Here is a 25,153-nt window from a genome sequence, read left to right as displayed (position 1 = left end):
CGCCGATGGCCGCGCGAACGGGTGGGCAGCGGCCAGGCCGCCGGCGGATCCTCGTCCGACCCCCGGCGGCGGGCCGGTTCCGGCGCTGACGGCGGTGGCGCCGGCCGGGAATGGGGTGTCACGGGTCGCTGGCGCTCCTTGGTCGGGCGGCTCTGAGCGGCAGCCTGGTGATCGCGTCTGCGGCCTGCGTCGTGATTTCACTTCAGCACAGATCCGGCGATTCGGACGTCCGCCGAGGGCGTCTCGCGGCCGGGAACGGGGTTGGAACGGTCAATCAGACCCGATGGTCGTGGCCCATCGGTGGGGGCGGGGAACGGCCACCTACCCGACCGGGCCATCCCCCGACCGGGCGATGCCACGAACCGTCCCGGCGGGGCGCCCAGCTGGGTCGTCTACCCTGACGTCAACCATGGATGCCCCGAAACCGACGAGGCGGCGGGTGCGGCGCGGCCCCCTGCTTCTCCTGCTCATCACCGCCGCTCATCTGGCGATGCTGCTCAGCTACGCCTTCGTCTACCCGACGTGGGCGGGCTACGACGAGGCGCAGCACGTCGACATGGTCTACGGGCTGCAGCACGGTGACGGCTGGCCGGCGCCCGGCCGGAAGATGATCGCGAGTGGGGTCGCGGCGACGTCCGACGACTTCGACCGAGGCCGCTACGCGGACATGTTCCAGTCCGGCGGCAAACGTCGGGGCGCCGAGCCGTTCGCCGAGATCGACCCCACCCCGCGCGGTGAACGCCGGTCCTTCGACGAACTCGGTGGTCCCACCCCGGTCGACGACGGACGACTGTCCAACCAGATGGTCCAGCACCCGCCGATGATCTATGCTGCCGGCGCGCTCCTGCTCGACGCCCTGCCCGGGTCGGACGGTTGGTCGTATGACCAGCAGGTGTTCGTGCTGCGTCTGCTGAACATCCTGGTCGTCGGGCCGCTGCCGGTGCTGGGTTTTCTCGCCGCCCGGCGGTTCGGTCTCGGTGAACCCGCCGCGCTGGCGGCCGCGGCGCTGCCCCTGGCGATCCCCGGCTTCACCCGGGTGGGTGCCACGTTCAACAACGACGGCATCCTCATGCTGACCACCGGCGCGCTCACCGTCGTCCTGGCCGGTGTGATGCGCGGTGACCTGCGTCGGCGCACCGCCGTCTGGGCCGGGCTGTGGTTCGGGCTCGCGTTGCTGTCGAAGGCCTTCGCGCTCACCACGCCGGTGATCATCGTGGCCGCCTATCTCGTCGGCTGGTGGCGGGTGCGCCGTGCCGGCGGCACCTCGGATCTCCAGGCAGGGCCGGATGTCCAGGTCGCCTCGGAGGGACCGGGCGGTGGCGGCATCCGGACCGGGCGGGTGCGGTCGAGGCTGGGATCGTGCTGGGGGCTGGTGCGGTCGTTGCCGTGGGTTCCCGGGGCGTTGGCGGTCGGGCTGGGGCTCGCCGTCGGTGGCTGGTGGTGGGTGCGCAACTACGTGTTGTACGACGCCGTCCAGCCGAACGGATGGGCGACGAATCCGCCGCGGCGGGAACCGCTGCTGCTGCCCGATTCGTTCTTCACGTGGTTCTGGTACTTCGTCCGGACGATGATCTCTCGGTTCTGGGGTGGGCTCGGCATGTTCGAGCCGCCGCAGCTGTCGCCGATCGCCATCGTCCTCGCGACGGTGGTCGTCGTCGGGCTCAGCGTGGTGGCTGTGGTGGGTGGTGGTCAGCGGCGGCTGGCCCGTCCCGAGGGGGGCGGCGCCGGTGCCCGGCCGGATGACGCGGTGGGGCGCGGGGTGCGGCTGTGGGGTGCGGCGTCGGTGGTGGTGCTGTTGTTGCCGGTGGCCTTCGCCTACCTGTCGGTCGGCCAGCGCAGCTGGGGGGATTACAAGGTCTACACCCGGGGGATCGCGGTGCAGGGCCGCTATCTCTATCTCGGGCTCGTCGGGCTCGGCGTGGTCGTCGCGCTCGGGCTGAGTCGGGTGCTGCGCGCTCGGGAGCGGTTCGGCCCGCTCGTCGTCCTGATCGGCGCGGTGCTCATGCAGGGCGCCGCCCTGCTCGCGGTCTGCAGCTACTACTGGCTGCCCCGGCAGGTGTCGTTCACACCCGCCCGCATCCCGGACGTGGTGTCCGCGATCGGCCGCTGGGCGCCGTTCCCGACCGGCGTCACCATCGCCACGTTCGTCCTGGCCGCGGTGTCGCTCGTCGCCGCCCTGTTCGCCGCCGCGACCATCGGGTCCCTCCAGCCTGACCGAACAGCGGCGGGCGTGACCGTCGCGGCCAGCCGGACTGGGACCACACCCGGTACTGTCCCGGCCCAGCCGCAACCAGCCGCCGTCCAACCGGAACCCGCTCCGACCGAGGCCGACTCCCGGTAACTCGTGGTCCTGGCCGCGGGGAACGGGCGGTGGGTGCGGGGTCAGTTGCCGGGGAGGGTGGCCACAGAGACGCGGGAGTGGTCGCCGAGCATGAGGCGGTGGGCCTTGGGGAGTGCCGCGGACGGGATGACCTCGACGTCCCGTCCGATCAGGGAGTCCTCGATGCGACCGATGCCGCGGATGGTCGCCCGCTCCAGGACGATGGAGTACTCGATCTCGGTGCGTTCGATCGTGCATGAGTGGAAGATCGAGGTGAAAGGGCCGACGTAGGTGTCGACGAGGCTGGTGCCACGGCCGATGATGGCCGGGCCACGCACGGTCGAGCGGACCAGCGACGCGCCCTCCTCGATGATGACGCGGCCGACGATGGAACTGTCCGCGTCCACGCTGCCGTGGATGGCCGGCTCGATCGATTCGAGCAGGTGCCGGTTGGTCTCGAGCATGTCGTCGAGACGACCGGTGTCCTTCCAGTAGCCCTCGACGAGGTGGGAGGACACCTCCCGCCCGCCGTCGACCAGCCACTGGATGGCCTCGGTGATCTCCAGCTCGCCGCGGGCCGACGGTTTGATCGAGCGCACCGCCTCGTGGATCACCGTGCCGAACATGTACACGCCGACGAGGGCGAGGTCGCTCGGTGGGACCAGCGGCTTCTCGACCAGCCGGAGGATCCGGCCCTCGGCGCCCAGTTCGGCGACGCCGAACGCGGACGGGTTGTCGACCTTGGTGAGCAGGATCAGCGCGTCCGGTGTGGTGCGGCGGAACTCCTCGACGAGACCGGCGATGCCACCGATGATCAGGTTGTCGCCGAGGTACATGACGAACGGTTCGTCGGCGAGGAAGTCCCGCGCGATGAGCACCGCGTGGGCCAGGCCGAGCGGGGCCTCCTGGCGGATGTAGGTGACGCGCAGCCCGAACGTCGATCCATCGCCGACCGCTGTCTCGATCTCCGTGGCGGTCTCGCCGACGATGATGCCGACATCAAGGATCCCGGCGTCCCGGATGGCCTCCAGGCCGTAGAAGAGCACCGGCTTGTTCGCCACCGGTACCAGTTGTTTGGCGGACGTATGGGTGATCGGCCGCAGACGGGTTCCCGAGCCACCGGCAAGGACGAGGGCTTTCATGATCCGAAACCCTATCGCGTGTAGTTGAACGTACGGAAAGTCACGTCCGGTGTGGCATCCATCACCAGTCGTGTCTCTGTCGGGTGGGCGGCGTCCACGCTGACCATGTGCTTTGCTGGCCGCCTTTCGGGCGCCATCGGGTCGGTGCCGGGTACGGGTGGCTCAGTGCGGGTACGTTGAGTAGTCGAAAGACGTGCTACCGCACAGTAGGTCATCGTCGCATCGCAGCAGGTCGCGCCTGGCCGTCGGGGAGGGGGAGCGGTGACCGATGCGCCGTCGCGCCCGTCGGATGATCTGCCGCCGTCGCCGCTGACGACGTCCGAGACACCGGCCCCGCCGGCCCACCCGGTTCGCTCGGCGCACCTGTTTCGTCTGACGCTTCCGGCCCGCCCGGCCGGTCCGGCGCCATCGCGTTCCACGCTGGGACGCCTGACACTGGTGCTGGCGGCGGCGATGTCGGCCGTGGTGCTGGTGACCACGGCCGGTGCCTGGACGGCCTACCAGTACTTCGGCGCGCAGATCCACCGGATTCGGCTCGGGCTCGGCGATGATCGCCCGGCCGACGCCGCCAGCGGCACCCGCAACTATCTGCTGGTCGGCTCGGACAGCCGGGCCGGCACCGGCAACGAGTACCAGCGCGGCGGCGCCGTCACCGACGAACGTTCGGACACCGCCATCCTCGCCCATCTCGACGCGGACGGGACGACGACCATGGTCTCGTTCCCCCGCGACACCCTGGTGCGCATCCCCGGCCACGGCCGGGGCAAGCTCAACTCGGCGATCACGCTCGGTGGTCCCAGCCTGCTGATCAGGACGCTGGAGGATCTCACCGACATCCGGATCGATCACTATGTCTCGATCGATCTGGCCGGCTTCAAGTCGATGACGGACGCGCTCGGCGGGGTCACCGTCTGTGTGAAGGCGCTGCCCAGCGGGTCGAAGGCGAACCTGTACGACCCGTGGTCGCAGTGGCGTGGCCATGTCGGCGCGAACCGGCTCTCCGGCGAGCAGGCGCTCGCGTTCGTCCGTCAACGCCACGGCCTGCCGGACAACGACTTCGACCGGATTCGCCGCCAGCAGCAGTTCATCGGCGCCGTGTTCGCCCAGGCGACCTCCACCGGCGTGCTCACGAACCCGGTGAAACTCGAGTCGTTGCTGCACGCGGCGACCGGCGCGCTCACCGTCGATGACGGCACGGGCATCAACGACCTGCGGGCGCTGGCGACCCGGCTGCGCGGCCTGTCCAGCGACCAGATCCGGTTCGAGACCATCCCCGTGCACACCCCGACACCCGCGGAAGGCGGCAACGCGATCGGCGAACTGCCCCGGTTCGGCGCCGTCCAGCTCTATGATCCGCTCGCCCTGGAGAAGTTCCTCGCTCCCCTGCGCGGACGTCCCGGCCGAAGCTCCACCGGCACCGCCAGTCCGAGTCCGGGCTCGTCCTCGGCTTCCGGCGCCGCCGGGACGGTGCCGCCCGGGCAGATCACCATCGACGTCTACAACGCCGCAGACGTACCGGGACTGGCCACCACGACATCCTCGACGCTGACCCGAGCCGGCTTTCGGGTCAGGTCAGTGCGGGACTGGCCCGGCGGCAGACTCACCCGGACCCAGATCCGTTACCGCCCCGGCGACACCAGCACCTCCACGACCACCGGCTCTTCTGGCCCTTCTGGTACCGCTGGTCCTTCTGGCACGGCCGGGACAGCTGGTACGGCCAGGGGCGCGGGCGCCGCCGGAGCCGAGGGTGCCTCGGGCGGTCGAGCCGCCGCCGAATCGGTGCGGGCCGCCATCCCCGACAGTCAGACCCGTGCCGATCCCGACGCCCCCGCCGGACGGATCACCCTCGTTCTCGGCGCCGACTTCGACCCCACCACCATCGAGACACCCAGCACCATCGAGACACCCAGCACCATCGAGACACCCACCACCGTCGCCACACCCACCGCCACCTCCGACCCGGCGGCGGGCAGCACATGGCCCGGCACCTCCGACGGCACGGACGGCTCGGACCCACCCACCACCGCGAGCTCCCTCACCGCCACCTGCACCTACTGATCGGTGTTCAGGCCGGTGCGGCATCGGACATGACCAGGTGTCTCGAGTGGCGTGGCGATGGCGGCGGGTGGGTCTGCCAGACTCGGGCCGTGCGCGTTCTCGTGACCGGTGCGGCCGGGCAGCTGGGGGCAGACCTGTGCCGACTGCTCGAGGTCCGAATGGCCGATCCTGACTCCGCTGTCCACGCCTACGCGGGTCTTGGCCGGGCCGAGCTTGACATCGCCGATCCGGCGCGGGTGCGCGCGGTGATACGCGATCAGGCCCGTCCGGCGAAGGTGCAGGGTGGGCTGGTCGTCATCAACGCGGCAGCCTGGACCGATGTGGACGCGGCCGAGGCCGACGAGTCCGCGGCCTACGCCATCAACGCCGCCGGTCCCGCGCATCTGGCGGCGGCCTGCGCCGAGGCCGACGCCATCCTGGTGCAGGTCTCCACCGACTACGTCTTCGCCGGGACGGCGAACAAGCCGTACGAGACCGACGACGAGACCGGCCCCGCCGGTGCGTACGGACGGACCAAGCTCGCCGGCGAGGAGGCCGTCCGCGCGTTGCTGCCGACGTCGTCCTACGTGGTGCGGACGGCCTGGGTCTACGGCCAGACCGGGCGGAACTTCGTCAAGACGATCAGCCGGCTGGCCCGGGAACGCGGTGCCGTGTCGGTCGTCGACGATCAGGCGGGTTCGCCGACCTGGTCCGCGGATCTGGCCGCCGGGCTGCTCGACCTCGCCGCCGCCCAGCCGCCGCCCGGGGTCTACCACTACACCAACGCCGGCGAGACCACCTGGTTCGACTTCGCCCGCGCGATCATGGCCGAGGTCGGTCTCGATCCGCGGGTGGTGTCGCCCACCACCACGGCCGCCTTCCCCCGGCCGGCGGCCCGTCCGGCGTACTCGGTGCTGTCCGCCCGTTCCTGGCTCGACGTCGGACTACCCCCGTCGCGCTCCTGGCGGGACGCGTTGCGCGCGGCCTTCGACGCCGCCGGAGCCGATCTACGCGGCTGAGCGTCGGCCGTCAGCTCCTGGCATCCGCGACCGCCGCGCGGATGGTGGGCGATCACCTTCGCTCCACGGGTGAGCTGCCGCGGGTCGGGCGAGCCGTGATGGCCGTGACCCGACTGCCGGTGAACGCCGGAGTGCCTGCGAGACTGGCAGACGATGGACGGCGACACCGCGGCACCTCCGGCTGGCACCGCCGCACCTCCGGCTGGCACCGGGCCCTCTTCGGCAGGCATCGCCGCGCCGGTTGGCCGGATTCGACAGGTGGTCCGGCGCCATGGTGTCTTCGGCGCGCTGGTGCTGCTGGGGGTGGTCGCACGGGTCCTGGTGATGGTCGCCTACCCACCGGGGCTGATGTATCTGGGGGATTCGGGCGCCTACCTTGACCAGGCCTGGCGTGGTCTGTGGCCGGGGGACTGGCGGCCATCCGGCTATCCGATCTTCCTGCGGCTGGTGGATGGGCCGGAGCACATCACCCGGATCGTGCTGATCCAGCATGGGCTCACGCTGGTCGTCGCGGCCGGGCTCTACGCGTCCGCCCTGCGAGTGGTGCGCCGGCCGTGGCTCGCCGCGCTGGCCGCGGCGCCCGCCCTGCTCGCTCCCTGGGTGCTGGATCTGGGCCAGTTCGTGCTGGCTGACTCGCTGTTCGGGGTGCTTGTGGGGGCCGGGGTCGTCCTGTTGGCCTGGCCGCGGCGCGTCCGGGCGCCGGTGGCGGCGGCGGCCGGAGCGCTGCTGGGTGCGGCGTTGTGCGTGCGGACCGTCGGGTACGGGCCGCTCGCCGTCGCCCTGATCGTCCTGGTTCTCGACGCCGCCCGGGCCGGGGCGGGGCAGTCCTGCGCGGGGCGGGCGTCCCGCCTGCCGTGGCGGTGGGTGCGCCCGGGGCGGCGGATGCTGCCGGTGCTGGCGCTCCTGCTGGGCGCGGCGGTGCCCGCCGGGGCGTACGCGGGGTGGAGCGCCGCGGAGGGGGCGGGTTTCACCGTGTCGGCGCACTCGGGTTTCTTTCTGTACGGCCGGGTCGCGCCGTTCGCCGACTGCACCGACATCGCGGGGGCCGAACTGCGCTCGTTGTGTGACCCGCGACCGGTCGATCAGCGAGGTGCCCCGGTGCGCTATCTGTGGCCCGCGGACTCGCCCCTGCGGCAGGGAAACCGGCGTGTTCCGCCCGGTCGGGAGGAGCTCGCCGGCCGGTTCGCCCATGAGGTGGTGCGCGACCAGCCGTGGATGCTTGTCACCTCCTCGGCCCGCTATCTCCTCGGCTATTTCTCGCCGGTACCGCACGTGACGACGAAGACCTCCCGGGCCGATACCTGGGAGCTGCCCACCGACCGGACGAACGCGTTGCCGCCGGACGATCCGCATGCCGATGACGGCTATTTCGTGGCGACCACGGTGCGCGCGCCGGCCGGGCTGCTCGCCGCCTGGTCCCGGGTGTCCTACCCGCTGATGCCGCTGGTCGGCGTTGGTCTGGTCGCCGGGTTGGCCGCCGCCGCGGTCGGGGCCGTCCGGACCTGGCGAGCACGCCCCGGTCGACGAGGCAGAGCCGTGGCGGCACCGGGGACATCGGGGACATCGGGGACATCGGGGGAACCGGTGGCGGCGCACGCGGCCACACCGGCGGCCGAGGGCAGTGGCGCGGCCGATGGTGGAGGCGGCGCATTGTTGCGGTTGTACTGCCTGGCGGCTGGCGCGGGTGGCACGACCCTGGTGCTGTCGGCGGCCACGTCGGGCTTCGACTACCGCTACCTGGGTGCGGTGATCGGGCTGATTGGGCTGGCAGCGATGATGGGTGTGATCGCGTTCGTCCGGGTTGTGCGATGTGGGCCGTCAAGGTGGGTGGATCGGCTGCCCGGCCAGGGTGGGTGACCGTCCCCGGCGCGGCCGTTGGGATCGGGGGGATCGGTGACGTGGGGGGCGTCGACGCGGCGCTGGCTGGTGGCCGGCGTCGTGGGGGCGGGGCTGATCCTTACCTCGTTGGGGCTGCTCGTGGCGGCCGTCATCGCCCCCTTCACCAGCGGGGATGAGGCGCAGCACACGGCCTATGCCCTGGAGATCGGGCACGGATCGCTACCCACCATCGACACGCCGATGCGGGCCCGAATCCCGGGAATGCCCGGGTTGCCGGTGGACTGCGAGGTGCCGGCGGCGCGGGTTCGGGCGGCGGTCGAGGCCCGGGCCCGACAGCTGTGCGGGGTGTCGCTCGCGCGGCCGGTGACGAGCTTCGACCTGATCTACACGGCGAACCATCCGCCGTTGTTCTACGTCGCGGAGTCGGTGCCCCTGCGGATCGGGGCGAGCCTGGGCCGGCCGCGGGTCGGGTTCGCGGCCGCGCGGGCGCTCAACGTGGTTTTCGGGGTGGGGCTGGTGGTGGCCACCGCGGCGCTCGCGCGGGAGCTGCTGCCCCGGCGGCCGGCGGTGGCGGTGGGCGCGGCGGGAATCGTCGCGGTGCTCGGGCTGGTGGTGACGACGTCCGGGCAGATCTACAACGACGTGGTGGCGATGGCGACCATCACCGGGCTGCTCGCGGCCGCGGTCGCCCTGATCCGACGGGGGCCACGTCCGTGGCTTGTCGTCGGCGTCGCGGTGCTGGCGGCGGCGGCGGCGGCCAGCCGGGCCAGTGGAGCGGTGGCGCTCGCGGTGGTGCTGCCCGCCGTCGGGGTGGGGGCCGCGCTGGGCGCGTCGGGACGACGGTGGCGGCGGCTGGGCGTCGGGGTCGCGTCGGCGGGGGTACCGCTGGGCGTGACGATCGCCGCCATCGGCTGGTTCTACCTGCGTAACGACCATCTTTATGGCGATCCCACGGCGTCGGGGCGGATCGCCCGGATGTTTCCGATCGCGGGTCCACGACCGACGGTGGAGCATGTCCTCCACGACGGGCAGCTGTGGTGGCGGCTGTACCGCGGCCTGCTGGGACGGCCGATGCTGGTGACCGGATGGCCGGCGCGGATCGAGGTCGCCGTGGGCGTGCTGACCGGTGTGGGACTGGCCGCCGCGGCGCTGCGCGCGGTGTGGTGGTGGCACTGTCGGCGACAGCCGCCGCCCGGCGGGGGGGGCCCCCCCCCCCCCCCGCCCCCCCCCCCCGCGCGGGGGGGGGGGGGCGGGCCGGGGGGGGGGGGGGGGGGGGGGGGGGGCGGCCCCGGCCCCCCCCCCCCCCCGCCGGGCCCCCGCGACCCGGTGCCCTCCGCTGACCGGGCCGCGGGAAGTGGCCGGGTCGCGGGATGTGGCTGGGTGGCCTGGCTGATGGTGGGCGGGCACTGCGTACTCGTGGTGGTGACGCTCGTGGGCTACATGGCCGCGGGCGGGGCGCCGTTCGCCCGCTACCTGTTGCCGATGGTGCCGGTCCTCGCGGTGGTGATGGCGCTGGCGGTGAACGCGTTGCCGCTGGGCCGCTGGGGGGTGCCGACGGTGGCCGTGGTGGTGGGGCTGGCGTGGAGCACCGTGGCGGTCCTGACGCGGGAACTGGCGTGGAAACGCCATGCGCTTGGCCATTATGACGGGTTCGACCGGCTGCGGGCGGCCTGGTCGATCGCCGGACCGGGCCCGGCCCGCCCGGGGCTGGGCCTGCTGGCCGGCTGCGTGCTGGTCGGGGTGGCGCTGCTCGCGGTCGCGCTAGGACGTCTCGGCGACGCGGCGGTAGACGGCGGCGGTGCGTTCGGCGGTGCGTCGCCAGGTAAAGGTGCGGGCGTGGCGGCGACCGGCGTCGGCGTCGCCGGGGGCGGTGAGCAGGTCGAGGATCGCGCTGGCGAGGTCGTCGGCGAAGGCGTCCCAGCCGGTCTGGCGAACCAGGCGCAGCGGGCTGGCCGGGGAGTCGAGCAGCTCGCCGGTGACCTCGCGCACGGTGGGGATGTCGGCGGCGACGACCGGCACGCCGGCCGCGAGCGCCTCCAGCGGTGGTAGGCCGAAACCCTCGTACCGGGACGGGAAGCACAGCACGCTCGCCCCGGCCACGGTGGAGCGCAGCTCACCGGCGTCCAGATAGCCGGCGGTGATCACGCTACCGGGAGGCATCCCGGCCAGGTCGAGGGTGGGACCCCACCCGGGCGGGCCGACGAGGACCAGCGGCGGCGCGTCGGCGTCGGTGGCGTGCAGCCGGCGAACCGCCGCCAACAGCACCGGCAGGTTCTTACGCGGCTCGACCGAGCCGACGAACAGCAGATACCGCTCGGGCAGGCCGTGGGCCGCCCGCCAGGCCGCGGTCGGCGGGTCGGTGGTGAACCAGGCGTCGTCGACGCCCAGCGGGGTCGGGGTGACCAGCGCCGGGTCGAGCCGGTAGGCGGCGATCACCTCGTCGGCGACGGCCTGACTGGGGGTGAGCACCGCGTCGGCCCGGCGCAGACCACGGGGCACCAGGTCGGCGTAGCGGGCGGAGGCGGCGCTGACCGTGTCGGGGGTGCGCAGGTAGGACAGGTCGTGGATGGTCAGCACACCGCGGGCGGCGCGCAGCGGCGGGAGCACGAAGTTCGTCCCGTGCACCACGTCGGCGGCGCCGGTGAGCCATTCGACGGCGGGATGTTCGCCACGCAGCCAGCCCTCCTGCAACAACCGCGCCGGGGCCCTGCGGGCGGCCGGACGCACCCCGGGAGGCAGGGCGTCGGCGAGGTCGTCCAGCCCACGCCAGGTGAAGGCGGTGGCGGCCAGCTCCCAGTAGGCCGGTGCGCCCGCGTCCCCGCTGTGGCCGCGGGCCTCGGCGACGAGCCGGGCGAGACCGGAGAGCAGGTACTCGGTGTAACGCCCGACGCCGGTGCGCCGGCCGAGCAGCGGTGTCGCGTCGAGCACGATCCTCATCCGGCGGGTCCGCTCAGCCCTGGTAGAGGCGGTGACGGGTGGCGATGTCGGCCCACTGGTCGGCGAAGGCCGCGTCCGAGAACGCCGCGGCCCGGTCGATGGCGGCGCGGGCCAGCCGGGAGCGCAGGCCGTCCTCGGCGGCGAGCCGGCGGGTGAACGAGGCGACCTGTTCGGGACCGGTCCACCGGTAGCCGTCCACCCCGTGGCGGACGATCTCCCGCTGACCGGCGCGGTCGATGACCACCGGCACGCAGCCACCGGCCATCGCCTCGACGGTGGTCATCCCGAAGTGCTCGGCCGTCCAGGGGCGGCGGCGGTCGTCCTCGCCGTAGCCGGTGGCCGACCAGAACACCGAGCTGGTCGAGAGCAGCCGCTCCACCTCGGCCCGCGGCGCGTTCGGATGCAGGTGCACCGGGAGCCCGGCGCCGGCCGCGCGGACCTGCTCCAGGTACGGCTTCTGCGACTCCTCGCAGCCACCGACGACGTGCATCGACCAGCCGGGCAGCTCGCCGGCGCGGTAGAGCGCGCCGAACCACTCGACCATCTCCAGCTGCCGCTTGGCATGGCCCAGTCCCGGGGCGAAGAAACGTCCGACGGTGATGACGGCCTTCTCCCGCACCGGCGCCGGATGCAGCCGGTCGACCTGGATCGGCGGGAACAGCACGTCGGCCTCCCGCTTCCACAGCTTCGCGATCCAGCCGCGGGTGAACCGCGAGTTGGCCATGATCACGTCATAGTGGTCGAGGTGGGTGAGATCCGCCGGGTCACGTAGCAGCCAGGGGAAACGCAGCGGCAGCCGGGCGATCGGCCCTTCGCCACCGTCGGTGACCCGTGGCCGGCTCACCGCCACCCCGAGCTCCCGCACGTCCGCGGCACCGGGGGAGAAGGCGTCGCTGACCAGGGTCAGTTCGGTGCCGTCCGCCGACGGGGGCAACGGCACCTCGAACGGGGCGAAATCCGGGCCGATCTCCAGCTTGGCCAGCACGTGGCCGCCCGCGTCGAGCACCCGCAGGGACGTGCCACCGGGTGCGCCCGGCCGGCCGATGTCGGCTCGCAGGGTCCGGCGTTCACCCGGGCTCACCGCGAGGATCGCCGACCCGTTCGTCCATGTCCACTGGCGACGGCGACCGCCCTCCGGTGGGTACCAGCCGACACCGAAGCTCACCGCCGGACGGATCCCGCGCAGCAACGGGCCGGCGGTGCGCACCGCGGCCTTGCGCCAGGGCGCCATGTCGTGGTCGAACGGCGTCGGGAAGAAACACAGGTACGCCGAGCGGGCCGACTGCGGTTCGATCCGGCTCATGTACGAACCGTTGACGAACAGGTCGTAGTCGGCGGAGAGCACCGCGACGGCCTGCTCGCCGCGGTCGGGTAGCCGCACGTAGCGGCAATCGCGCAGGTCCAGGCCGAGGTGGCTGCCGAGGGCGGCCAGGTCGACGTCGGAATGCCCGAGAATATCGACGTCCGCGCCGTCGGCGGCCAGCACCTGGGCGATCATCCCGTTGTGCCGCTCGCCGCCGCCCATCGAGTGCCAGAACCGGTTGTAGACCGCCGCGCGCACCCCGGCCCCCGGCCTCGGCGTGGCCCCCGCCCCCGTCTCCGGCTCGTCGGGCCCCGGGTTGTCGGTGCTCATCGGGAGACCAGCCAGCTCTGCAGGCTGCCGCGGCGCTCGGTGGCCGTGGCGGCGATCTGTCGGCGGGCCCGCAGCATCGTGGGCAGTAGTCGCAGGTACGACCCGATCACCCGCAGGCGCAGCAGCGTCGGGCGGAGCGCCGGACGGCCACGGGCGGCGCGGGCCTGCCGCAGCGAGCGCAGCGCCATCGACGCGGTCGTCACCGGGTAACGCAGCACTGCCGACAGCGCCAGGCGGGCGGTGGCGTCCTTGGTGAGCATCAGCAGCCGGTTACGGTCGGTATGGAAGACGAACAACGGTGACCATTCGACGCTGGACGCCGAATGGACGTGCCGCAGCACCGCGCCGGGCACGTAGCGGATCGCGAAGCCCCGGGTCCGAATCCGCCAGGACAGGTCGGTGTCCTCGTAGTACAGGAAGAACGCGTCGTCGAACCAGCCGAGCTCATGGCCGAGCGAGCTGCGGATAGCCATGCCGTTGCCGCAGGCGGTGAACACGTCCTCGGGCTGGTCGAACTGGCCGGTGTCGACCTGCTGGTAGCCACGGTCGGCGCCGTAGCCGTCCACCAGGACGATCCCGCCGACATTGTTGATCACGTCGACGCGGGGGGCGTCCCCACCGACGGTGACGGTCACCGTGGCCGACTCGGGGCTGACCGACAGCTCCGCGCGCCCGCCCGTGGTGGCGGTGTCGGCGCCGGTCGTCGGACCGTCCCAGCTCAGGGTCACCTGTTTGAGGGATTCGGCCGCCCAGGTGAACCCGAGGGTGGCCGGGCCGCTCTCGGGGATCGGCACGCACAGTTCGCCGTCCCCGCGGGTCCAGAAGTACGGCGAGGACACGGGCCCCTCGGCACCGTAGGTGAGTTTCTCCCACAGGACCTCGCGGAGCACCTCACGTCCGTCCACCGTCACCGACGACACCCGCACCCCGAGCTCGCGGGAGTCGTGCGGGCCGGGGACGAAGGTCGCGGTGTGCAGCCGCAGCCGCAGGAACCGCGGCAGGAAGACGACCTTGCCGGTGGTCGCGCCCAGGTGCTGGCCGCCGGGCTCGGTGAACGGCGCGAGGATGGCGGTCAGCCAGGTCGGCTCGGGAACCGCGTCGTTGTTCAGCAGCACCGCGTACTCGGTGGTGACCGAACGCAACGCCAGGTTGTTGCCGCCGGCGAAGCCGAGATTGCTTTCGGCGGCGATCACCTGCACCCACGGGTACCGCTCGGCGAGCAGCTCCCGGGAACCATCGGTGGAGGCGTTGTCAACGACCCAGGTCCGGTAGGCGAAGGACGCGTCCTGCTTGGCGACGCCGTCGAGGCAGGCCGCCAGCAGATGGGCGCCGTTCCAGTTGACGATCACGATGGTCGCCAGCGGCTGCGCGGCCCCCGTCGCCCCCGTCGCGGTGGTGGAGGGGGTGGTGTCCGGGGTGACCGCAGCAGGAGTGCTGGTCGTCTGGTCCGTCATCCGCGCAGCCTCGCCTCGTAGTCGACCTTGAGAAGTCCACCCGCATGGGTCCCGCTGACGCCGAACAGCTCCTCGAAGCGGCGGGTCGTCACCGGGACGCCCGTGGCGGCGTCCGAGACGTGGACCTTCACGGCGAACGCTCCGAGCAGCTCGGGCAGGTGCGGCACAGCGAAGTCGACCACATGACGACCGGGCCCCAGCCGGAACCCGCCGGGGGGTGTCTCCATCAGCCAGATCGGGATCTCGTCCTGCCCGACGATGTAGGCGTGCAGGTAGACGGCCTCGGGGGCGCCCTCACCGAGGTCGAGTTCGACGCTGACGACGAGCTGCTCGCCGGGATCGAACTGCACTGTGGTCGGGCCGTCGGGATGGCGGCTGAACCCCACCGACCGCGGGCGCACCGTGGCGTACTGCCAGTCCACCGGGCCGTCGGAGGGCAGGCTGCCGAGCTTCTGGCGCAGCAGTTTCGTGCCGACCGCCGGCGGCCCATCGAAGATCATCTCTCCGGATTCCAGGACGAGGACCCGGTCGCACATCTGCTCGATCAGATCGAGCGAGTGCGTGACGAACAGGATCGTGCGCCCCTGCGCGCGGAACTCGGCGATCTTGGCCAGGCACTTGCGCTGGAAGGCCTCGTCGCCGACGGCGAGCACCTCGTCCACCAGGAGCACGTCCGGGTCGACGTGGACCGCCACGGCGAAGCCGAGTCGCACGTACTGGCCGGACGAGTAGTGCTTCACGTCATCATCGATCTTGTGCCGAAGTTCGGCGAAGTCGACGATGGAATCGAACAGCCGATCGATCTCCCGGCGGGACAGGCCGAGCAGGGAGGCGTTGAGGTAGACGTTGTCCCGTCCGGACAGCTCGCCGTTGAACCCGGCGCCGAGCTCCAGCAGCGAGGCGATGCGACCGTGCACCGTCACCGAGCCGCTGCTCGGGCGCAGGATACCGGCGAGCACCTTGAGCAGGGTGGACTTGCCCGAGCCGTTCGCGCCGGCGAGGCCGACGGTCTGCCCGCGGCCGATGGTCACCTCGATGTCGCGCAGGGCCCAGAAGTCCTCACCGGCCGGACCGCCGCGCCGGACGAAGCGCTCCTTGAGACTGGTCGCCCGGTTGCGATAGGAGACGAACCGTTTGCTGACCGTGCTTGCCTGGATCACCACGGTCGACTCGCCGCCGGGCCCACCGCCCGCGCCGGCCCCGACGGCGCCGCCAGCCCCGCCAGGCTCACCGACTCCGCTGACGCCGCCAGGTCTGCCGGCTCCGTGAACGCCGACGGCTCCGCTGGCTGTGTCAGGCCCCCCGGTCCCCCCGGTCCCCCCGGCCCCACCGGAGCCGGGGAAGGCGGCGCCCGCGGCCCCCGCGGCCCGCGGTTCGGGGGCGCGCTCGGTAGGGGCGGGCAGCGATGTCGCCGCGCCGCGCTGATGTGCGGACGAGTGTCGTGCCACTGCAACTCCTCGCTGGCCGCCGGGTGCCGATATCCATGATCGCATCGTCCTGGCGGGGGGCTGGTTCCGGGGCGCCGGATCGGGGCGGGCACGTCACCGGGGCTCGATCTACAGGTCCTCGGCGAAGTCCGCCTGCATGGTGCGGAACACCCGCATCCCGATCAGCAGCAGAACGGCGGAGATCGCGCCGGCGATGGCCAGGTGCTCCAGATAGAACCCGTACCCGTCATGGGCGAGGATGGCCGATTTCCCGGTGGAGTTGTTCGCCGGCGCATCGTAGATCGCCCGCTGGAACGAGATGATCACCACCGCCATCGGGTTCAGCAGATAGACCCAGGTCCATTCGCCCAGCTGGTTCTGGATGAGACCAAAGGCATAGACCATCGGGTTGAGCCAGAACCAGGCGAGCAGGGCGACGTCGAGCAGGTGCGAGGTGTCGCGGTAGCGCACGTTGAGTGCGCTGACCAGCAGGGACATCGCGATGGTGAAGACCAGCGCCACCGCGCCCGCAGGCAGGAGCAGCAGCAGGTTCGGCCCGAGCAGGTGATAGCCGAGCCCAAGGATCACCACGAACAGCACCAGCAGCTGCAACAGGAAGTGCACGGCGGCGAAACCGACCGCGGACAGTGGCAGCACCGCCAGCGGGAAGCGCACCTTCTTGACCAGGTTCGCGTTCGCCACCACGCTTCCACAGGCCGAGGAGACGCTGCCGGAGAAGGCGTTCCAGATCAGCATGCCGGACATCAGGTAGATGCCGAACCGTGGAATGCCGGATTTCAGCACGACCTGGAAGACGAAGGTGTACACGACCAGCAGCAGCATGGGGTTCGCCAGCGACCAGGCGAACCCCAGCGACGAGCCCTTGTACTTGACCTTCAGGTCCTTGCGGACCAGGTTGCGCAGCAGCTCCCAGCGGACCTTTGTCTGCGCCCGGCTGCGACGGGCCAGACGGCTCGGATCCGCGGCGTGGTTCGGCTCACCGTGCGGGGCGGGTGGCGGTGACGTCGTCACCGGACCCACAGCCGGCGCCGGAGCGTCAGCGAGATGTGACACAGCCTGTCCGCTCCTCACTGGACCCGACCAGCACGGCCCGACCCCTTCCTCCTGACCTGGCCCGGCACGTGGGCGACATGGTGGTAGGAGCACAACCATTGGTGAACGATGATGAAGCGTCCCGCATCCGGCCGGAAAACTGACGCTACCGTGCCACTGTCAGGAGCACGACGCCGCCTGTCCGGGGTGTCACCATCCGGTCCGGTGGTGGGCGGTCGAAGCGTGCTCCATAGTATCGATGGCGTCCATCTGGCTTCGGCCGGCTGATGCCGCTCGGGAATACTCGACGTGCGGTGTGCCGTCGAGGGCCACCCGGCAAAAGGCGGCCGCTCCCAGGGCCGCATGGAGGGGACGGCCGTGTTCACCGACGTCCGACTACGCGAAGTGTGGTCGCATCTGGAGTCGGGCGGGGCACAGGCCCTGACCCTGGACGTGTTCGACACTCTGCTCTGGCGCATGGTTCCCGAACCCACGCACGCGTTCCTGCTGCTGGGCCACCGGCTCGCCGACGCCGGGCACCTCCCGGCGAGCGTGTCCCCCGGCGAGTTCGCCCGGCTGCGGGTACACGCCGAGCACCTCGCCCGGGTGCACGCGCACGAGACCCGCGGCACCCACGAGGTCCGCCTCGACGAGATCTGGCAGCTGCTGCTGCCGGCGCTGCCGGGTACCGCCGGCGTGCAGGACCTGATCGACGCGGAGGTCGCCGTCGAGCGCGAGCTGTGCCGGGCCGACCTCGCCGTCGTGGAACTCGCCGAACTCGCGATGACCAAACTCGGCCTGCCGGTGTACCTGCTCTCCGACACGTACTTCTCCGCCGGCCAGCTCGAGCGGCTGCTGAACCGCCCGGAGATCGCCGGCGTGCAGTTCACCCGGATCTTCACCTCGTCGGACGCCGGGACGTCCAAGAGCGACGGGCTGTTCCAGCACATGCTGGCCGCCTCGAAGCTGCAGCCGTCCCGCGTCGTCCACCTCGGTGACCATCCCGTGGCCGACGTCGAGGGCGCCCGCGAGCACGGGCTCGTCGCCATCCACTACCCCAAGTACTCCGGTTCGCTGCGCCAGACCCTCGAACTCGAAGGGCTGCGCGGGCAGCCCGGGGACGACACCGCGATCGACCCCGTGGACGGCGACTACGGCATGACCGCCCTGCGCGCCCGGACGCTGCACCGCTCCGACGCGCTGGCCGTCCCCGCCGGGCTGCGGCGCTACTGGGAGACCGGCGCGACCGTGTTCGGCCCGGTCTTCGCCGGCTTCGCCGAATGGGCGGTGGAACGGGCCCGGGACTTCGGCGCCGACCACATCCACTGCCTGATGCGTGAGGGCGACTTCCTGTCCCGGCTGCTCGTCGACCCCGGTGAGGACATCGGGATCACCACGTCCACGGTGTGGGCGTCCCGGCAGGTGTGCGCGCTGTCGAACGTGTTCGAGGGCAGCCCGGAGGAGCTGAAGAGCTTCCTGGTCCGCCGGCACGCCCCCAGCGTCGGGCAGTTGCTGCGCCAGCTCGGCGTCCGACTGGACAACGTCGCCGGCATCTCGGCGCTGGCCGAGCGCCGCCTGGACGTGCCCGGTCTGCTCGACGACACGCTCGAGGCCCTGTGCTCGGACGAGCGGATTCGCAGCGAGATCGTGCTCACCGCCACCCGCCTGCGCGAACGCTACGTCAACTACCTGGACAGCCAGCTGCCCGAGTCGGGGCGGATGGTCGTGCTCGACCTGGGCTGGGGCGGCACCATCCAGGCCCTGCTCGCCCGGCTGCTCGCCTCCACCGGGCGCCGGCTGGACATCCTCGGCCTGTACCTGGCGACGAACCAGGCGGCGCTGGTCCACCGGCTCGGCGGCCTCGAGCTCGAGGGCTACCTGGCCTCCGGCGGCCAGCCGGAGATGCTGGCCAACCAGCTCATGCGCAGCCCCGAGGTGCTCGAGCAGCTGTGCATGCCCGATGTGGGCTCGCTCGTCTCCTTCGACGAGATGAGCAACCCGGTGCTCAGCATCGACCGCACCTCACGCACCCAGGTCGCCCAGCGGGCCGCAGTCCAGGACGGCATCCTCGCCTTCCAGCGGGAATGGCTGCGTTACCGCCGCTCCGAGACGCCGATGCCGCCGCTGTCAGCCCCCGGGGCCCGGCACGCCGGTCTGCGCACGCTGACCCGGTTCATCGCCCGACCGACCGCCGCGGAGGCCGCCGCGTTCGGGTCCTGGGCGCATGACGACAACTTCGGCTCGGATTCCAGCGAGGGTCTGCTACCCCCGGAACTGGTACGGCGGATGCCCTACCTCACCCCGGCGGACGTCGACAAGATCTCCATGCGCGAGCTGTACTGGCCGGCCGGGGTCGCCGGGGTGGCGAACCGCCCGCTGGCGATCGTCGCCGGGCTCGCCGCCGCCGCGGGCGTCCCGTCCGAGGAGGTCTCACCCGAGGCCGCGGCCGGCCCGGTGGAGGTCTACGTCGACACCGGCGCGGACTTCGTCAACGGGACGAAGGACACCGCGATCACCCGTTCGGCCCGCGACGGGCTGTCGCTGGTACGACTGCACGTGGACGCCGTGGGCGCCCGGCGGATTCGGATCGACCCGGCCGGCCGGCGCGGTCTGCTGCGCCTGGACTGGCTGACGCTGTCCTTTCACATCAACAACATCAGCGAGCCCTACAAGGTGACGATCACCTCGCTGGACGACCCGGCCCAGCAGCTCGCGCTGGTCGGTCTGCGACTGCTGCAATCCAACCTGGTCGAGATCGTCGGTGACGACCCACAGTTCGTCTACACCATCGATCTGACGTCGCAGCCACAGCTCGCCGGGGTCTACGCTCTGGAGGTCGAGATGGCCTTCGGCTGGATGGGCATCCGCGGCGATCCGCTGGCACTGCCCGCGGCCGGTCCGGCCCGCGACGGGCTGCCGGTGCGGGCCGCCCGCAAGATCCGGCGCGAGCTGGGAGGACTGCGGTGACCGAACAGGCGGATCCCGCTCCCGACCCCGCCGGGGCCGGGCCGACCGCCGAAGGCGGCGAGCTGGCCTCGTCCCGGACCACCCGACCGCACGCCCGCCAGGCTCCCGAACCATCGGCCTTCCAGGCCGCGGAGCCGGCGTCGGCCGAGGCCGACGAGCAGCCCGTGCGCGGGCCGTTCGAGGTACGCGGCGGACCCGGGACGCCGCCACCAACCACGCCCACCGGTCCGTCCACGCCCACCGGTCCGTCCACGTCCGGGCGACTCCCGGCGTGGACCCGCCCGGATGGCCAGGCATGGGATCCCCTCACCGACCCGCTCACCGGCCCGCTGGGCCGCGCGGCCGGGGCCCGCCCGTTCGCCCTCGCCGCCGCCTTCCAGTACCCCGCCGCGCCGCCGGCCGACGACCAGCCACGCACCACCCCTGCCCCGCCTCCCTCCACCGAGGCCACCTCGTCCACCGAGGCCACCTCGTCCGCTGAAACCAGCCCGTCCATCGAAACAGCGCCGTTCATCGCCACGGCACCGTCAGCGCAGGCCGAGCTGTCGCTGGCAGCCGAACCCTCGGTGCGGGACGAATCCTCGGAGGCGGCTGAACCGCTGGTAGGGACCGAACCGCCGGTGATGTCTGATGTGGCGGACGAAGTCTCAGCGGCGGACGAAGCCCTGGTGGCGGACGAAAGGTCCGTCGAGACGTCGCTTCCCACCGTGGACGTGGTGCCCACCGCCGTCGCGTCGCCGTCCGAGGTCACTCCCTCCGTCGTCGCGGTGGCCTCCGCCGGGGCTGTGCCATCCAGGGATGCCGTGCCGTCCAGGGATGCCGTGTCGTCCAGGGATGCCGTGTCGTCCGGCACGGGGGACCCGACGGAGGCGGACAGTGGCGCGGTGCGAGACAGCTTCGCCGAGCTCGCGGCCATGGCCGCGGGGGAACCGGCCGCGGGGGAACCGGCCGCGGGAGAGCGGGTCACGCAGGAACGGGGTGTGGCTCGGTCGCAGGGGGCGCGGGTAGTGCCCGCGCGCGGCGACGAGCACACCCGCGAGGTGACCGAGGCGGCCCCGCGGACCCGGGCGCCACTCCTGCTGCACTCGCTGGCCGATCTGCGGGAGATCTGGGTACCGCTGGTCGAGGCGTCCGGAGCGCGCAGTGTCGCCGAGATCGGCTCGGAGAGCGGCGTCACCACCTCGCTGCTGGTCGACCTGCTCCGACGCGGCGGGGGCGGCCGGCTCGTCGTCGTCGACCCGAATCCCGGTGTGGAGCCGACCTCCGGCGGCGGGTTGGACGTGCAGGTCATCCGCGGTCACAGCCCGCAGGCCCTGGACGACCACGCCCCGACCGACGCCTACCTCCTCGACGGCGATCACAACTACGCCACGGTGCGCGGTGAACTGGAGGCGATCGCCGGGGCCGTCGAACGGTTCGGCCGATCGTCGTTCCCGCTGGTGATCCTGCATGACGTCGGCTGGCCGGCCGGGCGGCGCGACCAGTACTACGCGCCGGATCGGATCGCCGGCAACGACCGTCAACCCCACTCGTGGGACGTCGGCGTCGAGATCGACAATCCCGGCACGGTGCGGGGCGGTTTCCGCGGCATGGGCGCGTTCGCCTGGGCGCTGGCCGAGGGCGGGGCGCGCAACGGGGTCCGCACCGCGATCGAGGATTTCATCGCCGAACAACCCGACCTGCGGTTCTTCACCGTCGCGCCGGTCTTCGGCCTCGGTGTCGTGGTCGACCGGCGCGCGCCCTGGGCGCGCCGCGTCGCCGACCTGCTCACACCGTGGGTCTCCAACCCGCTGCTGTCCCGCCTGGAGCGCAACCGCATCGACCTCTACCTGCACGTCCTACGACTACAGGACGCCGCGGCCGCCGCCGCCCGCGTCCGCCAGCGCGAGTGGTCCCGGCTGGACGAGGAACGCAGCCGGCTCGCCGCGACCGACCTGGACCAGCTCGCCCGCATCGCCGAACTCGAACGTGAACTCGGTGAGCTGCGTCGGCGGGCAGCCGAATCCGGACTGCTCGATGTCGACGGCACGGACGGTAGCGCTGGCTCGCCGGGCGGCGGGCCAGCGGGGGACGAGTCCCGACTGGCCCAGGTCGCACGGGTCGCCGGCACCGCCCTGCGCGCCCGGCTCGGTCCCACCGGCCAGGATCGCCTCGCCCGGGTCCAGGCCCGCGTCGTCGACGTCGCCGGTCCGACCCGCACCACCCTGCCCGCCCTGCGCCGTCGTCCGAGCCCACCAGCCCGCTGACCCGGCGTCACCAGAGCGTCGGCTTGACGGGCTCGAGGTCCTGCGACCACCCCCCGCACCCCGATACAGATGATCGGCGGGGGGTCAGCAGACCGGCTGGTAGGGGACGTCGGCTATGTAGCGCTGCCACTCGGTCTCGGTGATCTGGCGGGACGGGTCCGCGCAGGCGGCGGCGATCAGGCTGGCGTCGTCGATGCTGCTGATGCGGATGGTGTAGTCGTCGCTGGCGGTGGCGATGCCGCGGCCGTCCGGTGTCCAGGCGAGGGCCTGGATCCAGTCCCCGTGGCCGCTGATCGTGCCGGCGGCGGGGGGACGTCCGGAGCCGGTGACGTCCCACAGGTGGACGGTGGTGTCCCAGCCGGCGGTCGCGAGGGTTCGGCCGTCGGGGCTGAAGGCGACGTCGAAGACCCACTTCTCGTCCGCGGGGAAGGAGGCGACGGCCTCCGGGCGGGAGGGGTCGGTGATGTCCCAGATGCGGGCGGTCCCGTCGTAGCTGCCGGTGGCCAGGCGCCGTCCGTCGGGGCTGAAGGCCACGGCCCAGACGTAGTCGGTGTGTGCGGTGATCGCGGCCAGCGGACGGGGATGGCTCGGGTCGGAGATGTCCCAGATGCGGGCGGTCCGGTCGGCGCTCGCGGTGGCCAGCAGACGGCCGTTGGGACTGAAGGCCACCTCGTTCACCCAGCTGGTGTGCCGGTCGAGGACGGACAGTTCCCGCGGATGGCGCCGATCGCTGACGTCCCACAGCCGGGCGGTGTTGTCGTAGCCACTGGTGGCGAGGATTCTGCCGTTGGGGCTGAAGGCGGCATCGAGTACCCAGCCGTCATGCCCGAGGATGTCGGCGACCTCGACGGGATGACGCGGGTCGCTGAGGTCCCACAGGATCGCGCTACGGTCGTAACTGACGGTGGCGAGCATGGTGCCGTCCGGGCTGAACGCGGCGTCCAACGTCCAGGAACGGTGCCGGTTGAGGGTGGCCAGGCGCACCGGATGGGCCCGGTCGGCGATGTCCCACAGCTGGACGAGGTTGTCGGCACCGGTCGAGGCGAGCAGCTGTCCGTTCGGGCTGATGCTGACGCCCAGGGCGGACGCGGTGTGCCCGCGCAGCACCGTCGCCGTCGCGGCGGCGAACGAGGTCCGCAGGGCCGCGCGGGCCTCGGCGTCCGGGTCGATCCGGTAGGCGGCCAGCGACAGCCGGGCGGCGAGGTCCGTGTCCGAGGTACGGACCGCCTCGGCGGCCAGCGCCACCCGTTCGGCGACCTCCTCGTGGCTTGGCCGGTCCCCACCGCCGGAGGTCAGCGCCAGCGGAACCAGAGCGGTGATCAGTGCGACCGCCAGCAGTGGCGCGGCGAGCAACGCGATCCGCCGCCGGCCCCACCTGCGCCGCGGCCGGGTCGCCGGGCCCCCGTCGCCGGCGCCGACCTCGGCCCCCACGCCCGTTCGGCCTGGCCTGGTGACAGCACCCGCCCCGGTGCCATGCGCTGCCGGCCCGTCCCCACCACCGCCGCCCGGGATGCTGCCGGCGGTCCCACCAGCGGTCGCGCCGCCGGTCGAGGCGGGGAAGGCCTCGCCGGTCCGCGCGGACCGTTGCGGCGGCGCGGCCAGCGGCGCGGCCGAGTGGATGACCCTGGTCACGTCCGGGTCGGGATGTGTCGGCGGGCCCATGGCCACCAGGCGGAGGAACAGATCGCGGGCGGTCGGACGGGCCGCCGGGTCCTTGCGCATCGCCTCCTCGACGATGGGACGCAGGTTCGGGTCCAGCCCGTCGAGCAGTGGCTCGCGGTGCACGACCCGGTAGAGCTGCACCGGCGTCGGCCCGTCACCGAACGGGAACGATCCGGTCCCCGCGTAGGTGACCAGCCCACCCCAGGCGAAGACGTCGGCGGCCGCGGAGACCGGTTCACCGTTGGCCTGCTCGGGCGCCATGAACGCCGGCGTGCCGATCCGCTGGATCTCCTGGCTGAGCATCGTCGGGGCGTCCATCGCCCGCGCGATCCCGAAGTCGATCACCCGCGGTCCGAGGGAGGACAGCAGCACGTTCGATGGTTTGAGATCCCGGTGCACCATCCCGGCGCCGTGGATGGACGTGAGCGCCGCCGCCACGCTGACCGCGAGCCGTTCGAGATCCGCTGAGCGCAGCGGACCCTCGGCGGCGACGGTCTGCGCCAGGGTGAACCCGTCGATGTACTCGGTGACGAGGTAGGGCAGCCCACCCGGCGGATCGACGACGTCGAGCACCTCGGCGGTGCAGAACCTGGCGACGCGACGGGCGATGTCGGCCTCCCGGCGGAACCGGGCCCGGAACTCGGGCACCCGGGCCAGATCCGGCCGGATGACCTTCACCGCGACCAGCCTGCCGGCGTACCCGGTGGCGTGCTCACGCCCCCGGCCGAGGTAGACCGTGCCCATCCCGCCCTCGCCGAGCCGCCCCAGCAGCTCCACCCGGTCCAGCCCGGTCAGATCACCCGGCTCCAGCGGAGCCACACCCACCGGGATCGCCGAACCCGACCGCCCCCCACCGGTCTGACCCGCCGAACCCGCGCCCGCGCCCGCGCCACCGTGCGTCGCCGGACCGGATGTCGTCGAACCACGCGTCGTCGGGCTGTGCGTCGCTGGACCGTGTGTCGCTGGACCGTGTGTCGCCGGACCGTGTGTCGCCGGGCCCGGCGTGGCCGCGTTCCGCCCGGCGGTGACCGGACTGGCGGCGGAGGACGTGACAGCGGGAGTGTCGGTACGCGGCGCCGGTGGCCCGCCTGGTGGGACCTGCTCGGCCCCTGCCGGCGTACGCGCCGGACCGGTGGGGACGGGAGAGGAGGGCGCGGCACGTGAGGGGCCGGTGGCGCCACTCGGGCGCTGCTGGGCGGCCAGCGGCGCAGCGGCCGGCGTGGCGGCCGCTGGCGGAGCGGTCAACGGCTGCGGAGCGACCGGCTGCGGCGCGGACGGGGAGGACGCGGAGCGCCCTTCGTCCGTCTCCCGCTTGCGGCGCACGATGTCCCCCCGAGCCCGGCCGGTGGCCCTGCGGGGCCGAACCGCGCGATCAGTGTTTCATGATCTGCCGAACCCACCAAACGGTGGGTTGGCC

The 25,153-nt window shown here is 72.5% G+C and carries 12 protein-coding genes and 1 pseudogene; 6 read left to right on the top strand and 7 right to left on the bottom strand.

Annotated elements, in window-relative coordinates; all coding sequences use genetic code 11:
- The first annotated feature begins 409 nt into the window (after positions 1-409).
- Complete coding sequence (locus MXD61_RS10040; RefSeq protein ID WP_248812559.1) at positions 410-2,341, top strand: glycosyltransferase family 39 protein; 1,932 nt, start codon at positions 410-412, stop codon at positions 2,339-2,341.
- A 41-nt stretch (positions 2,342-2,382) separates the two neighbouring features.
- Here the strand turns inward: MXD61_RS10040 and MXD61_RS10035 are convergent, their stop codons facing one another.
- Positions 2,383-3,462, bottom strand: a complete 1,080-nt coding sequence (locus tag MXD61_RS10035; protein WP_163548194.1) for a glucose-1-phosphate thymidylyltransferase — start codon at positions 3,460-3,462, stop codon at positions 2,383-2,385.
- Between the two features lie 261 nt (positions 3,463-3,723).
- Here MXD61_RS10035 and MXD61_RS10030 point away from each other — a divergent pair, with 261 nt between their 5' ends.
- From MXD61_RS10030 to MXD61_RS10020, 3 genes are all read left to right on the top strand, one after another.
- Entirely contained in the window at positions 3,724-5,520 is a 1,797-nt protein-coding gene (locus tag MXD61_RS10030; RefSeq protein WP_374628726.1) for an LCP family protein, read from the top strand.
- 89 nt (positions 5,521-5,609) lie between these two features.
- On the top strand, positions 5,610-6,518 hold the full coding sequence (rfbD, locus tag MXD61_RS10025; protein WP_248812558.1) for a dTDP-4-dehydrorhamnose reductase: 909 nt from the start codon (positions 5,610-5,612) through the stop codon (positions 6,516-6,518).
- Positions 6,519-6,776: 258 nt separating this feature from the next.
- Positions 6,777-8,375, top strand: coding sequence for a hypothetical protein (locus tag MXD61_RS10020; protein ID WP_308222717.1), 1,599 nt, complete (start codon positions 6,777-6,779; stop codon positions 8,373-8,375).
- Positions 8,376-10,118: 1,743 nt separating this feature from the next.
- On the opposite strand, the gene MXD61_RS10015 is transcribed toward MXD61_RS10020, so the two are convergent.
- From MXD61_RS10015 to MXD61_RS09995, 5 genes and pseudogenes are all read right to left on the bottom strand, one after another.
- Positions 10,119-11,294 carry a glycosyltransferase family 1 protein gene (locus tag MXD61_RS10015; RefSeq protein ID WP_248812557.1) on the bottom strand — a complete coding sequence of 392 codons (1,176 nt, stop codon included), beginning with the start codon at positions 11,292-11,294 and terminating at the stop codon, positions 10,119-10,121.
- A gap of 13 nt (positions 11,295-11,307) precedes the next feature.
- Entirely contained in the window at positions 11,308-12,927 is a 1,620-nt protein-coding gene (locus MXD61_RS10010) for a glycosyltransferase (protein ID WP_374628724.1), read from the bottom strand.
- Positions 12,924-14,381, bottom strand: coding sequence for a glycosyltransferase (locus MXD61_RS10005; protein ID WP_248812556.1), 1,458 nt, complete (start codon positions 14,379-14,381; stop codon positions 12,924-12,926). The genes MXD61_RS10010 and MXD61_RS10005 overlap by 4 nt, the downstream gene beginning before the upstream one ends.
- Positions 14,378-15,550 (bottom strand): annotated as a pseudogene (locus MXD61_RS10000) (ABC transporter ATP-binding protein); the annotation flags it as partial. The gene MXD61_RS10005 and the pseudogene MXD61_RS10000, both read right to left, overlap by 4 nt.
- A gap of 387 nt (positions 15,551-15,937) precedes the next feature.
- Positions 15,938-16,882: an ABC transporter permease gene (locus tag MXD61_RS09995; protein ID WP_248812554.1), complete on the bottom strand. Its 945-nt coding sequence runs from the start codon at positions 16,880-16,882 to the stop codon at positions 15,938-15,940.
- A 357-nt stretch (positions 16,883-17,239) separates the two neighbouring features.
- Between MXD61_RS09995 and MXD61_RS09990 the strand changes: the two genes are divergently transcribed.
- Together MXD61_RS09990 and MXD61_RS09985 are read left to right on the top strand one after the other, a co-directional pair.
- The gene (locus tag MXD61_RS09990; protein WP_248812553.1) at positions 17,240-19,828 is read left to right on the top strand and encodes a haloacid dehalogenase; all 2,589 of its coding nucleotides are present in this window, start codon (positions 17,240-17,242) and stop codon (positions 19,826-19,828) included.
- On the top strand, positions 19,825-22,074 hold the full coding sequence (locus tag MXD61_RS09985) for a class I SAM-dependent methyltransferase (RefSeq protein ID WP_248812552.1): 2,250 nt from the start codon (positions 19,825-19,827) through the stop codon (positions 22,072-22,074). Before MXD61_RS09990 ends, MXD61_RS09985 begins: the two co-directional genes overlap by 4 nt.
- A gap of 84 nt (positions 22,075-22,158) precedes the next feature.
- Here MXD61_RS09985 and MXD61_RS09980 read toward each other — a convergent pair whose 3' ends face one another.
- Positions 22,159-24,555, bottom strand: a complete 2,397-nt coding sequence (locus MXD61_RS09980) for a WD40 repeat domain-containing serine/threonine protein kinase (protein WP_374628722.1) — start codon at positions 24,553-24,555, stop codon at positions 22,159-22,161.
- Positions 24,556-25,153: the final 598 nt, after the last annotated feature.

This window comes from Frankia sp. AgPm24 (genome assembly GCF_023243055.1).
In the GTDB taxonomy this organism is placed as follows: Bacteria; Actinomycetota; Actinomycetes; order Frankiales; family Frankiaceae; genus Frankia; species Frankia umida.
This window is presented reverse-complemented; position numbering and strand designations above follow the sequence as displayed.